The sequence below is a fragment of the Pseudomonas sp. 01L34 genome, from assembly GCF_056400265.1.
Map to the genome: position 1 here is coordinate 71,408 of NZ_JBFTSX010000002.1, position 15,076 is coordinate 86,483.

Below are 15,076 nucleotides of genomic sequence, written 5' to 3' on the forward strand. Positions count from 1 at the left end.
CGCTCTTCCCTTTTCTGTTTTTTTACTCATCAGGAGCAACTGCCATGACCCTTACCACCCTCAAGAAAGACATCCAGCTGTCCGAACTGGACGCCTGGGGCTCCGTTGCCGACCTCGGCTCGGAAATCCTCGAAGGCGAAGTCAAAGCCTTCGGCAAAATGACTTTCGGCGCACCGACCGACCCGGTCAGCAGTGCCTATTTCGGCACCACCCAGGGCAAGTTCCGCATGGTCTATCCGTTCGCCGAACAAGCTACGGTGGTTACCGGCGAAGTGGTCCTGACCAACGAATCCACCGGCCAGAGTGCTCGCTACAAGGCCGGCGACAGCTGGTTCGTGACCAAAGGCACTCCCGTGCTGTGGGAAGTGGTCAGCGAAAGTTTCGTCAAACACTACTTCGCTGTCGCTTGACCGATTCGGGTTGCCGGCGAACAGCCGGTAGCCCCTTGGCGAGGTACCGAACATGAATGCCCTCCCCACCCAGGAAATCGCCGGCCATTGCCTGCAAGCTTTCACTCAACTCGTACCTGCCAGTCAGGCGGCGTTCTACTGTGTCGACCGGCAACTGCAAGCCCGTGACTTCCGGCTGCATTGCATGAGCGATGAGATGCATCGCGACTATCTGGACAACTACCGTCGGTTCGACCCTTTGCAACCGCGAAATTGCCTGTCCAGCGGGCGAGCCGTGGTGCCTCTGGGTTTTGCCATGGCCCGACAGCCGACACGGGACAGTCGGCGCTATCGGGACTTTCTGCAGCGCTATGGCATTGTCGATGTGGTGGAAATCCTCGCCCATCGCGCCGGCCAGCCTCAGGCCGCGATCTCGATGTTACGCACCGCCGAACAAGGCGCCTTCACCACCGACCAACTGGCCCAGCTCAATGCCTTGCAGTCCCTGCTGCAACTCGCCGTCGCGAACATACAGCCCTGCGAAGATCCGCTGACCGGCCTGACGCCCAAGGAGCGGCAGATCGCGTTGTTACTGCGCCAGGGCGCCAGCAACAAGCAACTGGCCCTGGAACTGAAAGTCGGTCTGCCGACCATCAAGACCCACCTGATCAACCTGTTTCGCAAGACCGGCGTCAGCAGCCGCACCGAGCTGGTCGGAACCCTGTTTCTCCAGCTCTGATTTTTTAGCCCGGCTCAACCATCCGGTTGATAGGCGAGCTTGTTTGCGAACCGCATGCTCCAGATTGTTATTTCACTCAACTGGAGCATTGCAATGACAACATCATCCGACTGGATCACCGTTGGCGCCCTGGCCGACGGCTTCGCCCCTGAAGCCTTCATCCTGCCGAACCTGGCCGACCTGAACGGCAAGGCCTTCACGCTGAACTTCGCCAATGGCTGGCAGATCGAACATCGTTTCGACACCGAAGCCCTATCCTGGACCGCTGCCGATGGGCACTCCACAGGCACTGCAAACTATCGAGCCACCTCAGTGCGTCCAGGTCTGTACCTGGTGGACTTCATCAAGCACGAAGGTGGTCAAGCCTGGTCGATCAGCCTGGTGCTCGACACCGTTAGCGCTGCATTCACCGCCGTGATCGGCCGCATGCCGACCCAGGAGCAAACCCGTGAAGGCCTCTACAGCCGTGCGCTGGCGGGCAAGCACCTGACCTCGGTCGAAGTCGAGTTTTTGCATGGCAGCCTTGATCGTCCGTGGCAGGAAGGCCAATGCCCTCACGCACCGACCAGCGAACTGAGCGGCCTGCGCAACCTGTATCGCTACAGCCCAAGTGAAGTCTACGAACACATCTACCTCAACGATCAGTTCTATTCCTGGCAGTGCCTCAAGGGCGTCGAGCAAGGCCTGTGCGACACCGACCGTTGTCACTACTACAAGATCGCCGATCAGCTGTACCTGTTCGTCTGGCGCGAAAAGATCATCCCGACCCTCGGCCTGGTGCTGATCGATCTGCAACAGCACCGCAGCGACGGCAAGATCTTCGGTTATGCCGGGTCGTCCTTCGATGAACTGTCGAACTTTCCGGTCAGCTCTTACTGCCAGGTTCTCAACCGGACGGAGTATCCCAATGCCTGAGCCACGTACCGTTGCAATCACCGGTGCCGGGACGGGCATCGGTGCTGCCTGTGCCCGGCTGTACGCAGCCGAAGGCGTCAATCTGGTGTTGATCGGCCGCCGCCGCGAGCCCCTGGAGCAAATTGCCCGGGAAACCGGCGGGCTGGTTTTGGTCGGCGATGCCGCCTGCCCGGACACCTGGGAAGGATTCGTGGCACAGATTCGTCAGCGCTACGGGCGCCTTGATGTACTGCTGGCCTGTGCCGGCGGCCTTGGCCTGGGCAGCGCCACCGACACCAGCCCGCAGACTTGGGAAGCAGCGTTGCGCAGCAACCTGGACAGCGCCTTCTACAGTGCCCGGGCCTGCCTGCCTCTGCTGCTGGAGAGTACCGGCAGCATCGTGCTGATCGGTTCCATCGCCTCGCTAGCGGCGGGGCCCGAAGTCTGCGGCTACACCACGGCCAAGCACGCGCTGCTCGGCCTCAACCGCTCGCTGGCCAGGGATTACGGCCCGCGCGGTGTACGAGTGAACGCCGTCTGCCCGGGCTGGGTGCGCACGCCCATGGCCGATCAGGAGATGCAGCCGCTGATGGACTTTTATGGCGAAACGCTGCAGCAAGCCTATGACCGGGTCTGCGCCGACGTGCCGTTGCGACGACCGGCCAGCGCCGAGGAAATTGCCAGGGTTTGCCGCTTCCTGGCCTCTAGCGAAGCGTCGATTATCACGGGCGCAACCGTGGTGGCCGACGGCGGCTCGAGCATCGTCGATGTGCCGACCCTGGCCTACACCCACATGGAGCCGTCTCATGCCTGATGACCTGGATTTCAGCGGTAAAACCGTACTGGTGACCGGCGGCGCCCAAGGCATTGGCCGGGCGATCGTCGAAGCCTTCGCCTGGCGCGGTGCGCGAGTGGTAATCGCCGACCTGCAACTGTCACAGGCTCAGGCACTGGCCAGCGAATTGTCCGGGCAGACGTGTCAGGTCGAAGCTGTGGGCGTCGATCTGGCCGATGCCACGGCAGTGTTCGACATGGTCCGGGCACTGGAGCAACGCTGGGGTCGGCTCGATATTCTGGTGCACAACGCCGGGTATTTTCCGCTGACACCGTTTGCCGACATCACGCCATCCATTCTCGAGCGCACCCTGGCGGTCAATCTCTCGGCATTGTTCTGGCTGACCCAGGCGGCCTTGCCGATGTTTCACCGTCAGGGCGGTGGTTGTGTGCTGGTCACTTCGTCAGTTACCGGCCCAAAAGTGGCTTATCCGGGGCTGAGTCATTACGCGGCATCAAAAGCCGGGGTCAACGGTTTCATCCGCAACGCGGCACTGGAACTGGCCGGACACAACGTGCGGGTCAATGGCGTCGAGCCGGGCATGATCGCGACGCCAGCCATGGGCAATCTGGGGGACGACCAACTGAACGAAAATATCGCCAGTCGAGTGCCCCTGGGACGGCTTGGCAAGGCGGCGGATATTGCCGGAGCCATGCTGTTTCTAGCATCGGATCTGGCAACTTACATCACCGGACAGACGCTGGTGGTCGATGGCGGCTCGACCTTGCCAGAGGTTTGATGTAGCGTTTTTTCATGCTGGAAGGGGGCTTTGAAAAGCCCCCTTTTTCATTCAGAGAGTCAAGCCGTCCCCACCGCCTGCTGCAAATGACTGGAACGAAAATCCTTGGGTGACAGCTCGAACTGCTTCTTGAACGAGCGGCTGAAATGCGCCGAGTCGGTGAAGCCCCACTTGTAAGCGATGGAGGTGATCGATTCGCTACGCAAGAACGGATTGGTCAGGTCATCGGCGCTGCGCTTGAGCCGCGCCCGTTGAATGTAGCGGCAGACGCTATCGTCCTGCTCTTCAAATAACCGATACAAGTGCCGCACTGAAATGTTCAATCGATTGGCCAGCCCGACGGGACTCAAGCCCGGCTGGGTCAGGGACTCGTCGATGACTTTCTGCACATAACTGCGCAGGTTGTTGCCCTGCAACGAAGTAACGTCATCCCCCGACACCTGATCCTGATCGAATGCCGAACCCAGCAACGATACAAAAGCCGATTGCAACGCCTCACCCTCACCGACTGCGCCCTCGCCCACCCACGCGTCCTTGCACAGCTGATCCACCAGCACATGCAGCATCCGCCCACAGGCCTTGCTCGAGGAAATCTTGCCGAACGTCCGGGACTGGCTGCCAAGCTGTTTGCACACTTCGTTGCGGGACAAGGAGACCGAGACATGCTCGATCAGCCCGAATGGGCTGATTTCAATGGAACCTGCCGAGTCCATCAGCAGCAGGTCCCCGGGTGCCAACTGGATGCTCTGTCCGTACTGGGTGATCTGGCAGTAACCGCTGCGCTGGCTGACCAGGAAACAATCCTGTTCGTTGTCGTGATCGGCGTTGGGCTTGTCGCGCTTGATAAGCCCTGCGTTGGTACGCAAGTTCGCCAAGGACAGACCGCCCCGGGAACACTCGGAAACCTCACCAATGAACAGCGAACGGTTGTAGGCCAATTCTGTGTCGAAATGACCACAGGCTGCTCGCAGATCCCGGGTCCAGGTTTCCAACCCGTCTTGCACAGACTGATGGATGCTCATGGGGCTCTCCACAATGGCTTTTTGTTTTTGTTGCGCAATAGTTAACATGTTATCTATATACGCGCAACAAGTACGTGTCTGCCAAAGTGGGTAGCACTAATGATGCCAAAATCGCGAATCAGAACGTGCGCAACAGGCGCTGCAATCCAGTCAACGTGTCAAGCAGCCAAGTGCGTTGATCACGGCTCAAAGCGATGTAGCGACGAAAGGCCGGCATGCGGTTGACCACCTCGCTGCCACCCATATGCTCCAGCCGTACGCACCACTGATGCCCTTGCAGATCAATGCGCAAGCGTTTGAAGTCCAACGGCATCAAGGCCTGGTGCAGCGCACTGTCCTCCTGCAACCTGGCCTGCAACCTGGCTAATAGCGCGGCGTCTCCAGCACGCTGCCGACAGCGGATCCCGGTCCGTCGAACAGCCCCGCTATGGTGCAGTTCGAAGCTCGCCGCGCCCTCAGTCGAGGCAGGCACCCGGATCACGAACTCGGTCATGACCAGGTGCATCAACAGCTGCGACTCGGTGCGCTCGACGATCTCCAATTGCAGGCTGCCATCGTCCAGCGAAGCCCGGGCCGCTGTCGGCTCTGTCTGCTCGAAACTGGCCAGACCGAGGTTGCGCCGCAGGTGCTCGAGCGTCACCCCAGGTCGATAACCGGCTGGGGCGCGTCTGGCGCTGAACAGCTCAGACAGTTTTTGCAGCATGGTCGATATACCCGTTGTCAGGGTGCCCCGGTTCATTGGAGAACTCCTTGGCCAGCACTTCTTCCACCGAAGCAGGCTTGAATGGATTGACCTTCTGCACGACTAACGTCCAGAACAGCGCGTACACCGCGGTGCCACCAAGCATCACCGCGAACGGGACATAGATATCCGCGGGGTTCATGCCGGGCGGCGTGATAAACCACATGCCCAGCAGGATGCCGACGCTGGAAAGGATCTGTGGCAACGGGAAGAAGGGCGAGCGATAGGCCCGTGGCAGATCGGGACGACGGATGCGCAGCATTACCACCGACAGCGTCACCAGCAGATAGGCAAAACTCCAGGCACAAACGGCGGCCAACACCAGATGCATGATGTTGTCAGTGTTACCGCCCAGATACAGCGCATGCAGGCAAGGAATCAGCATCGCCACCAGAATGCACAGCAGCGGCGTCTTGAAGCGTGGGTGCAAGTAGGTGAAGACCTTGGGCAACGCGCCGTCGACTGCCATGCCGTAAAGAATCCTCGGCACACCCGCCATCAGTGTATTGATGGTCGCCGCCCCGGCAAACAGAAAGCCGATCCCCAGCCACATCGGACCGATATTGCCCATCACCTGCTCGGCGAACTTTGGAATGGCCATCGGTGTATCGAGCAGATGCACGCCACCGGCGGCATCAAGCAACACGTTCTCCACTTGACGCTTCATTGCCGCGCCATAGATGAACATGCACGACGCAACGCTCAACAACCCCAGAATCATCGCCTTGGGCATGACCTTGGCCGATTGGCGCAAGTCCGGCGCCAGAGGGGTGACGAACTCACAACCGACGAACATGAACATGGCCATGCCCACCAGCGACAGGATGGTGATCAGGTCAGTACCCACAAGGGATACACCGAACCAGCCATCCAGTTGCACCGCTGGCGCCGCGATCAACCCCAACACGCCAAACACCATCAACGTGGTCCACATGCCGAAGGTCAGAATGATCTCTGCCCTGCCGAAGGCGCTGACGCCGAAGGCATTGAGAATCCCGAACACCACGACGAACCCAACCCCAAGCAACCAGGAACCACCGGCAGATTCTGCCAAGGTATTGAGGTGCTCGAAGTTCACCAGGGCCATGACCCCGGAAAGAATGGTCTCGGCAGTGCCTGCGAACACATGCACGATCAGGTAGGCCGACAACGTGCCAGTGATAGCAAAGAAGCGGCCCATGCCGCAATTGATGTAGTCGTAGACCGAACCGGTAGTCGGCAGGATCGATGCCGCTTCAGCGAAGGTGGTCGCCTGGGCCAACATCATCACCACGGCAATCAGCATGGCCACCGCGAAGGCGCTGCCGCCGATGCCAAAGCCCATGGTCGCGGTGAGAATCACCGGGCTGGCCATGATCAGACCAATGGTACTGGCGAGCGCAGTGGGAAAACCGACCGTGCCCCGGTTCAAATGCTCGGTGAGTCTGTCATTGATCGACATAGTGCAGATCCTCAAAAGCGGATTTTTATAGTGGATGTAACGAGCCGTTCAAGGAGCTGGCGACAAAGCCCTCCCCAGCCAGTCCCTGAGCGAAACGGCGCCGTGTGCAGAGTGACTGTGCTCCTCTGCCACCCAGATCGTCTTGCCCATGTCTGCCGCCGGTCTTGTTGCTCCCTGCCATGCTTCACCGCGTGGCTGACAGGATCAAATGCCTGGCACGCAGGTGAAAGACTTCCCCCACCTCCAGTCGCCCTAATGCGCACTCGACCTATCGAACTGTCCAACAAAAGCTGGGGAAAACAACAATGGAGCAAACACTGAAAGCACGAGCGCTGCCCAAGGCCGTTGGTCTGGGTATCGCGCTCTTGATCGCCGACTCGTCGGCCCAGGCGTACGAGCTGTATGCTGATAACGACACCAAGGTCACGGGCAACTTCCTCGCGGTCTATGGGATGTTCAACAGTCGCAAGAACTATGACGGCACCACAGGCGGGTCTAGTTGGCGCGAAGGATTTATCAAGTATGGCTTGAGTGTCGAGCAAACGCTCGGCGGCCTGGGCAGCGCCTACGGCACGGCCAATATGGTCAGTTCCGGCACCTGGGGCGATGGCGATGCCGCGGGCATCACCGACGGTACCGAACGAACCACAAAGTTTGATGAAGCCTTCGCCGGCTGGCGTTCCGGCGACCTGTTCCCGGTACTTGGCAAGGATGGCGTGGATGTGTCGTTTGGGCGCCAGGTCATTACTCTCGGTGACGGTTTCATCATCAACGACGACGGCCTGAACCTGGGTAAAGGTGTGGCGGATGGTGAGTTCAACCGAGGTGGTGCCTATTATCTCGCGGCGCGCCACGCATTCGACGAAACGGCCGTCCTGCGCCTGGGCGGCAAGGAAGGCGTGCACGGCAGCCTGATGTGGATCAAGTCGGACAACCGCGCCCAGGCCAAGACCGAGATGGCCGCCAGCACCCTGGAATACACCGCCGCGCCAGGTACCCTCGGGCTGACGTATATTCACGGCATTGACGTCGATGATCGTTATGCCAGCGACTTCCAGAAGCAACGTGAAGGCATGAACATCTATAGCCTGCGGGGCGCTGGCAATGCCGGAATAGAGAACGCTCACTTTTCCTTCGAATATGCCTGGCAGGACAAGGACGCCGGCCCGGAAAAAGCCTGGTACACCGAAGCCGGCTACACCTTTGCCGACCTGCCATGGTCGCCGGACCTGACGTACCGTTACAGCCGCTATTCCAAAGATTGGGATTCGATGTTCAACGGTGTCAACCGTGGCTACGGCACCTGGTTCCAGGGCGAAGTGGCCGGTAATTATTCGGGCCCGTTCAACAGCAACACCGCGATCCAGCATGTGGCGCTCAAAGTCAAACCACTGGAGCCAGTGACCGTTGGCGTGCTGTTTTTCGACTACAAGACCCTGCACAAGAACAATGCGCTGGACCTCGATGGTCGTGAACTGGACCTGTATGCCGAATGGGCGGTGAACGAGCACCTGATCGTCACCCCGTTGGTGGGCCTGTATAAGCCGGAAAAGGATGAAAGCAACGGCGGTAATCAGGTTGGTGGCAACGGCACTAATGTCTACAGCCAACTGACCGTGGCCGTGCCTTTCTAATCCATGTCAGGAGCTGCCTGGCGCAGCTCCTGACGCGGTTTACTGTTTGTGCTGATGCAACATCGTCTGAATCTGATGAGTCGCCTGGCGGGTATTTTCCGCCAGTTTGCGCACTTCATCGGCCACCACTGAAAACCCGCGCCCGACCTCCCCCGCCCTGGCCGCTTCGATGGCGGCGTTCAAGGCCAGCAAGTTGGTCTGGTCGGCGATGCCTTTAATGACTCCTACCACCGTCGCGATCTGGCCGTAGGTCGCCTGATTCTGCTCGAGCATTCGTTGATGGGTGGCCTCGGCTGAACGCTCATCGCTAATGTCGCGCACCGCGCCGATCACTCGGGTCAAGCGGCCCTGCTCATCACGGGCTGCGCGACCACGCTCGCGACACCAGATGTAACCTCGGGTCTTGTGGCGCATCCGGTATTCAAAGACGTATTCACCACTGCCGTGGGTTGCGAGGATTTCCCGGTCGAAGATCGACATGATTTTCGGCAGATCGTCAGCATGGGTGATGTTGACTTGAGCATCCCAACCGTCGGGCAGCTCGTGCGGGGCATACCCCATGAGGAGGCGGAACTGACTGGAAAACCGCATGCAACTGGCTGGATCCTGCACATCACCGTTGACCACGGTGATGTCCCAGCAACCCTCGGTCAGCGTTGACTGCAACAATTCCCAGATCTGCTCCTCCTGCCGGTGCTGGTGGGACAACTGCACGTGCAGGCTTAACTCGGCCTCCAGCGCCTGCTCGCGGAGCCGGGTCTGTTCCAGCTGTTGGCGAAGCGTTTCAAGCGCCTGCTCGCTGCGCTCCAATTGGCAGGCCTGGCCCTTGGACAGCTCCTCGGCGACCCGCAGACGTTGCACGATTTGGTTTTTTTCTTGTGTAAACCGTTCCAGTTGCAAGGCCTCGGTGAGCGCCTGCTGCTGTTTATGTTTCTTGAAGAACATCAGCCTGTCCTTTGTTCATCGAGTCGAGACACTGGATCTGATAGCAAACGGGAGATGATTGCTTGTACGTGGCTGCTGAGGCGTTTGCTCCTGTCTGCCACACACAAAAGGCCTTCCTGTAGCAGCCATCGTGCATCTGTAGGATAGCGATACTCTCTCAACCCGCCGATACTCGTCCTCAGGCCCTGCCCACGTCAAAACGACGTTTCGGTCCTTAATGACTTCGTGACGAAAACAATAAAAATGTCGCACAGAGGTACATACGAATGAGCCGTCATGATCATGGTCACGCCAGCCTCCTAGAGGCGTTCAGTGCAATGACACTAGAGCTTCAGCGCCTGGCTCAGGACAAAGACATCGAGCATTTCCACCACGCCGCGCTGGGCTGCATCAACCAGTTGTTACCCTTCGACAGTGCCTGGTGGGGGCGTGCGGCGCTGATTGAAGGGTTGCCTGAAGAACACAACTCCTATCTCTACAAATTGCCCCGCAGCTACCTGTCGGACTGGCAATCGATTCGCCACATCGACGTGACCGTCGGCAGGGTCCACGACATCCCCGGGCAAGCGGTCATCGTCGACATGCGCGACCCTTCCAACGGTTCCGGACTCAACTGGCTCGGCGAATCCTATGGTATTGGCGAATTGCTGTGCATTGTGTACGTCGACCCACAAACCCACCTCAGCGATCACCTCACGGTGTATCGCGCTCCCGAAGCACCGCGCTTTTCCGATCAGGATTGTCGGTTGCTGAACAACCTCATGCTTCATCTGGTTGCTGCGGTATCGGCCAACCAGATCCGCACCCTTGTGGCCATGCGCGAAACCCTCACCCGCCCGCGCAATCTGGCGCTCGCCGTATGCGACCAGCGCGGCACACTGCACTGCGCGGAACGTGGTTTCGTCGACTTGCTGCTGACCGAGTGGACGGACTGGACCGGCCCTTGCCTGCCGGTGGCAATGGACGCTAATGGGTATGAAGGCAAGTATCTGCAGATCGAGGCCTCGACGGTCGGTGATCTGTTCTTGCTGGCAGCCCGCAGCCGCACTGTGCTGATGCAATTGAGTCCACGAGAAAACGATGTGGCTCAAGGCTTCGGCGAAGGCAAGACCTACAAGGAAGTCGCCCGCGATCTGGGCATGTCACCCAATACCGTGCGCCACCACATCCGCGCCATCTACAGCAAACTCGGGGTCAAGGACAAAGCCCGAATTGCCCATCTGCTGCACGCCCCGCCTGACTGATCTACCCCGCTGACTCGCGCTGACTTTTTAGCTGCCTTTTTGACAGCCACGGGACACTTTTGCCCTTTTTTCCCTATGCCACGTAGGGGCGATCCGTTCGCCGCACAACAACTCAAAGAAGAGACGCAATGCCCATGACCAGTACCTTCAACCGCAACACTGCACTGGCTCTTATCAGTGGTCTGTCGAGCCTGCATGCTGGCGCCGCCGACCTCAACGCCCGGGATTTTTTCGGCGCCCCTTCGGGCACCACCCTGGGCGTGCTGTATTTGCCGGCAAGCCGCGCCAATGATTTCCACGGCCCCGCCGACAGCACGGGCAAGGCCGACCTTAAGGTCAACGCCGTGGCTTATCGCCAGGTCTTTTTCACCGACATCTGCGGCACCCTCTGCACCCCACAATTCATCGTGCCCTTCGCCGACATCAGCGCCCACCTGCCAGGTGCCAGTCAGCACACCGGAGAAAGCGGTTTCGGTGACCCTCAGGTCGGCGGCACCCTGTTCTTCATCAACGACCCCACCTCGCGCACCTACAGCGGGTTGCTGACCCTGATTACCCTGCCGGTGGGCGAGTACCACAGCACAAATCCCGATGTGTCACCCGGTGCCAATCGCTGGGGGGCAACCTTCGTTTACAACTACACCCAGGGCATCGGTGAAAAATGGGTGCTGGAAGCCAACCTCGAAGCCCAGCTCTATGGCAAGAACGACGACTACTTCAGCAATGACCTCAAACAGGACCCTCTGTATCGCTTGCAAGCTTTTGCCTCTTATGACTTCACGTCGAGCACCTATGGCGCGTTGCGACTGATCCACGCCGATGGCGGCGAGTTGCGGATCAATGAACAACGCATCGATGACACCCACAAGCGCTACACCCAGGTGGGTTTCGAAGTCGGTCACTGGCTCGATAAACAGAATCAGTTGATGTTCAGCCTCTCGCAGAACGTCGTCACCGACAACGGCTATCACGGTACCGACGCATTGCTGCGTCTGGTCCATGTGTTCTGAATTCATTCATCGGAGCTTGAACATGAACACCCAGACCAAACCGCTGACCAATCACCGCTCGCTCGCATCATCCCAACTGGCATTGCTGGCAGCCATTGTGTTGTTCGCCGCCATCACCCCGACCATCCTCATGACCGCACCGGCTGTGGCGGCGCAACTGGCAACTCAATGGCAGCTGAGCCCGTCACAGATAGGCAATCTGTTCTCCACCGAACTCGGTGCCATGAGCCTGGCCACCCTGCCCGCTCTCTGGTGGCTCAAACGTATCGACTGGCGCCGCGCCGCATTGCTGGCCGGGATACTGTTCATTGCAGCCAACCTGCTCTCGATGCTTGCCCACAATTATTCGCTACTCCTGGCATTGCGCTTTTGCAGCGCCCTGGCCGGCGGTTCACTGATGATCATCTGTCTGTCCAGCGCCGCCTCGACGTCCAACCCCGATCGCGTCTATGGCTTATGGGTGATGGGGCAACTGGTGGTCGGGGCGATTGGCTTGAGCATCCTGCCACGCCTGTTCGAACACTACGGGCTGTCAGCCTGCTACTTGATCCTTGCAGGGCTGATGACGGTCTTTTTGCCAATGGCCCGTTACTTTCCCCAAGGCAGCCCGCCGACTGAGAAAACCGCCGAGCGAGTAGCCCTCGCCTCGAAGTGGAAGGCGGCACTAGGCATTCTTGCCATCCTGAGTTTTTACATCAGCCTGAGCGGCGTCTGGACCTTTATCGGTTCCATCAGCACCCACGCCGGCCTCTCTGCCGAGTCCAGCGGCGAGATTCTTGCCGTTGCTACGGTGACAGGCATTGTCGGTGCGGGTTGTGCCTCGCTGATCGGCAATCGTCTGCCACGCCTGCTGTTGTTGCTGCTGGGTTACGGGCTGATGGCAGGCTCGGTGCTGCTGTTGCTGGGCCAACCTGAAATGCTGCGCTTTGCTATGGCTGCGCTGCTTTTCAAGTTCACCTGGACCTTCATTCTGCCGTTGATTCTGGCCTGCCTGGCCGACCTCGACCGTTCCGGAAAACTGATGAATGCCTCCAACCTTGTGATCGGTGGTGGCCTCGCCATCGGCCCGACAGTGGCTGGCCGGCTGATCGAAGCCAGCGGCGGTTTCCAATCGCTGCTTATCGGAGGGGCCTGCATCACTTTGCTGTCCCTGGTGTTGATTCTGAGCTGCCGCCCTAGCGCGTGAGTGGTCCTTTTACCCTAAAGAAAATGGAAAGAACGATGAGCCGAAAAAGTGCGTTTTTCTTCGACGAACTCAGCCTCTGGCACAGCGCCGGACTGCACGCCTTGACCTTGCCGGTGGGAGGTTGGGTGCAACCGCCTGCCGCTGCCGGCCACGCCGAATCGCCGGAAACCAAGCGCCGTCTGAAGAGCCTGCTGGACGTTTCCGGCCTGACCCGACACTTACAGGTACGAAGCGCCAATGCGGCAGCAGATGAGGATCTGCTACGGGTTCATACGCCTGACTACCTGCAACGCTTCAAGGCCATGAGTGATGCCGGCGGCGGCGAATTGGGGCCGAATGCTCCCATTGGGCCCGGCAGTTATGAAATAGCCAGGCTGTCCGCCGGACTGGCCATGGCAGCGGTCGATGCCGTACTATCCGGCGAGGTCGACAATGCCTACTCTCTGTCACGCCCACCGGGTCACCACTGCCTGGCCGACAGCGCCATGGGTTTCTGCTTCCTGGCCAATATCGCCATCGCCATTGAAGCCGCAAAAGCACACCGTGGCCTGGGCAAAGTCGCGGTGATCGACTGGGATGTGCACCACGGCAACGGTACTCAATCAATCTTTGAGGAACGCGGTGATGTGCTGACCATTTCGCTGCATCAAGACAGCTGTTTCCCCGCCGGTTACAGCGGTGAAGCCGATCGCGGCCGCGGCGCGGGATTGGGAGCGAATATCAATATTCCGTTGCCCCCAGGCTGCGGTCATGAGGCTTATCTCTATGCGATGGAGCGTATCGTGATTCCGGCGCTGGAGCGCTTCGAGCCCGAGTTGATCATCGTTGCCTGCGGTTACGACGCCAACGCCGTCGATCCCCTCGCCCGGATGCTGTTACACAGCGACTCGTACCGGCAGATGACTCGCTGCGTGCGCGAAGCCGCCGAACGGTTGTGTCAAGGCCGTCTCGTTCTGGTGCATGAAGGCGGGTACTCCGAAGCGTATGTGCCGTTTTGCGGGTTAGCGACCATTGAGGAATTGGCTGGCATCAGGACTGAAGTCACCGACCCCATGTTGGAGTTTGTGCAGCTGCAGCAACCGAAGGAAGCGTTTGCGGCATTTCAACGGCACTTGATCGATGAGTTGGCCGTAGCACGCTGAGCCTTGGCGCTGACAATGTTGCAGCGCAGTTCAACGGCCCGAGCGTGACGCAAAAAAAAATCCGATGCCATTACCGGCATCGGATTTTTCTACCCCAAGATCAAACGGTCAGCAGTTGCTGATCAGTCGTTTCAACACGGTTTTGAACGTTTCTATCTGCGTCTCGCTGAATTCGGCAAAGACTTTCTCTTGTTGCGCCTGAGCGATCGCCCAAAGGTCTTCGGTCTGCTCGATACCGGCAGCCGTCAGACGTACACCGTTGTCATCGTCGTTCACCAACCCCTTGCGTTTGAGGTTGGCGACGGCCTCATCGATTTCCCGAACAGGCATCGCCACCTCACGCAACAGATCGTTGGGGTTCAGCCTTGCGTCACTTTCCAGCACCATCAGCATGCGCGCCTCGCTGGTGCGCAGGCCGGTGGACAGTTGCCGTGGCTGGTAGCTGGACTGGTAGGCCCGCACCGCCTGGGTCATCAGGTAATACAGATTATGGCTGAGGCGCCCCTGAAAATGGCTGCTCGGTGGCTGGCTTTCATCGCGTTTAGTCATGCGGGTATGGGGCAAGACCATGGAATAGGCGCCCTGGTGATAGAGCAACGGCGAGCGACCGAAATCATCGAACGCCACCACCTTGCCGATCATGATCCAGTGATCGCCGCCATCCACCTGCTGGTACTTCTCGCAGTGAAAACGCGCCGAGCAATCGGCGAACACCGGTGCCCCGCCCTCGCCCGGTTCGAACTCGATCTCGGCGAAACGATCTTCCTTGGGCCGGGCGAAATTATTGGAAAGGTCAATCTGGTCCGCCGCCAACACGTTGACCGCGAAATGGCTGGCCTGCTCGAACACCTCGTGGCTGTTGGAGCGCTTGTCGATGCTCCACAGCACCAGCGGCGGATCGAGGGATACCGAGTTGAAGCTGTTGGCGGTCACCCCGACTTTGCGCCCGGATGCGCTGGCGGCAGTCACCACCGTCACGCCGGTGGCGAAATTGCCCAGCGCCCGGCGAAAGGCTCGTGGGTCGAAGGTCGTTTCAGTAGCTGCACAAACGCTGTTATCAGACATGCAAGACTCCCGGACTGCTTTCAGGAGCAGTCCTGATTGTTGTTATGGG

The 15,076-nt window shown here is 59.3% G+C and carries 15 protein-coding genes; 10 read left to right on the plus strand and 5 right to left on the minus strand.

Features of this window, described 5'->3' with window-relative positions; all coding sequences use genetic code 11:
- The first annotated feature begins 44 nt into the window (after positions 1-44).
- The 5 genes from AC1DQM_RS04725 to AC1DQM_RS04745 all read left to right on the plus strand — a co-directional run bounded on the left by AC1DQM_RS04725 (position 45) and on the right by AC1DQM_RS04745 (position 3,596).
- A complete protein-coding gene (locus AC1DQM_RS04725; RefSeq protein ID WP_018927913.1) occupies positions 45-410 on the plus strand; it encodes a cupin domain-containing protein in 366 nt (121 codons plus the stop codon).
- Positions 411-462: 52 nt separating this feature from the next.
- Entirely contained in the window at positions 463-1,128 is a 666-nt protein-coding gene (locus AC1DQM_RS04730; protein ID WP_018927912.1) for a helix-turn-helix transcriptional regulator, read from the plus strand.
- A 93-nt stretch (positions 1,129-1,221) separates the two neighbouring features.
- Positions 1,222-2,043: a molybdenum cofactor biosynthesis F family protein gene (locus AC1DQM_RS04735; RefSeq protein ID WP_138867378.1), complete on the plus strand. Its 822-nt coding sequence runs from the start codon at positions 1,222-1,224 to the stop codon at positions 2,041-2,043.
- Positions 2,036-2,836, plus strand: a complete 801-nt coding sequence (locus AC1DQM_RS04740; protein ID WP_138867377.1) for an SDR family NAD(P)-dependent oxidoreductase — start codon at positions 2,036-2,038, stop codon at positions 2,834-2,836. Before AC1DQM_RS04735 ends, AC1DQM_RS04740 begins: the two co-directional genes overlap by 8 nt.
- The gene (locus AC1DQM_RS04745; RefSeq protein WP_111454930.1) at positions 2,829-3,596 is read left to right on the plus strand and encodes an SDR family oxidoreductase; all 768 of its coding nucleotides are present in this window, start codon (positions 2,829-2,831) and stop codon (positions 3,594-3,596) included. The genes AC1DQM_RS04740 and AC1DQM_RS04745 overlap by 8 nt, the downstream gene beginning before the upstream one ends.
- Before the next feature lie 59 nt (positions 3,597-3,655).
- Here AC1DQM_RS04745 and feaR read toward each other — a convergent pair whose 3' ends face one another.
- The 3 genes from feaR to AC1DQM_RS04760 all read right to left on the minus strand — a co-directional run bounded on the left by feaR (position 3,656) and on the right by AC1DQM_RS04760 (position 6,801).
- A complete protein-coding gene (gene feaR / locus AC1DQM_RS04750) occupies positions 3,656-4,618 on the minus strand; it encodes a transcriptional regulator FeaR (RefSeq protein WP_086945690.1) in 963 nt (320 codons plus the stop codon).
- 118 nt (positions 4,619-4,736) lie between these two features.
- Entirely contained in the window at positions 4,737-5,321 is a 585-nt protein-coding gene (locus AC1DQM_RS04755; protein ID WP_028940818.1) for a DUF3156 family protein, read from the minus strand.
- The gene (locus AC1DQM_RS04760) at positions 5,302-6,801 is read right to left on the minus strand and encodes an APC family permease (RefSeq protein WP_064617366.1); all 1,500 of its coding nucleotides are present in this window, start codon (positions 6,799-6,801) and stop codon (positions 5,302-5,304) included. The genes AC1DQM_RS04755 and AC1DQM_RS04760 overlap by 20 nt, the downstream gene beginning before the upstream one ends.
- A 305-nt stretch (positions 6,802-7,106) precedes the next feature.
- Between AC1DQM_RS04760 and AC1DQM_RS04765 the strand changes: the two genes are divergently transcribed.
- Positions 7,107-8,435, plus strand: a complete 1,329-nt coding sequence (locus AC1DQM_RS04765) for an alginate export family protein (protein ID WP_086945692.1) — start codon at positions 7,107-7,109, stop codon at positions 8,433-8,435.
- Positions 8,436-8,474: 39 nt separating this feature from the next.
- Here AC1DQM_RS04765 and AC1DQM_RS04770 read toward each other — a convergent pair whose 3' ends face one another.
- A complete protein-coding gene (locus tag AC1DQM_RS04770; RefSeq protein ID WP_138867376.1) occupies positions 8,475-9,380 on the minus strand; it encodes a methyl-accepting chemotaxis protein in 906 nt (301 codons plus the stop codon).
- Positions 9,381-9,646: 266 nt separating this feature from the next.
- Between AC1DQM_RS04770 and AC1DQM_RS04775 the strand changes: the two genes are divergently transcribed.
- From AC1DQM_RS04775 to AC1DQM_RS04790, 4 genes are all read left to right on the plus strand, one after another.
- The gene (locus AC1DQM_RS04775) at positions 9,647-10,624 is read left to right on the plus strand and encodes a helix-turn-helix transcriptional regulator (protein WP_018927903.1); all 978 of its coding nucleotides are present in this window, start codon (positions 9,647-9,649) and stop codon (positions 10,622-10,624) included.
- 128 nt (positions 10,625-10,752) lie between these two features.
- Positions 10,753-11,634, plus strand: coding sequence for a transporter (locus tag AC1DQM_RS04780; protein WP_178114252.1), 882 nt, complete (start codon positions 10,753-10,755; stop codon positions 11,632-11,634).
- Positions 11,635-11,656: 22 nt separating this feature from the next.
- A complete protein-coding gene (locus AC1DQM_RS04785; protein WP_138867375.1) occupies positions 11,657-12,820 on the plus strand; it encodes an MFS transporter in 1,164 nt (387 codons plus the stop codon).
- Between the two features lie 35 nt (positions 12,821-12,855).
- Positions 12,856-13,962, plus strand: coding sequence for a class II histone deacetylase (locus AC1DQM_RS04790; RefSeq protein WP_018927900.1), 1,107 nt, complete (start codon positions 12,856-12,858; stop codon positions 13,960-13,962).
- A gap of 108 nt (positions 13,963-14,070) precedes the next feature.
- Here AC1DQM_RS04790 and AC1DQM_RS04795 read toward each other — a convergent pair whose 3' ends face one another.
- Complete coding sequence (locus AC1DQM_RS04795; protein WP_018927899.1) at positions 14,071-15,027, minus strand: p-hydroxyphenylacetate 3-hydroxylase reductase component; 957 nt, start codon at positions 15,025-15,027, stop codon at positions 14,071-14,073.
- Positions 15,028-15,076: the final 49 nt, after the last annotated feature.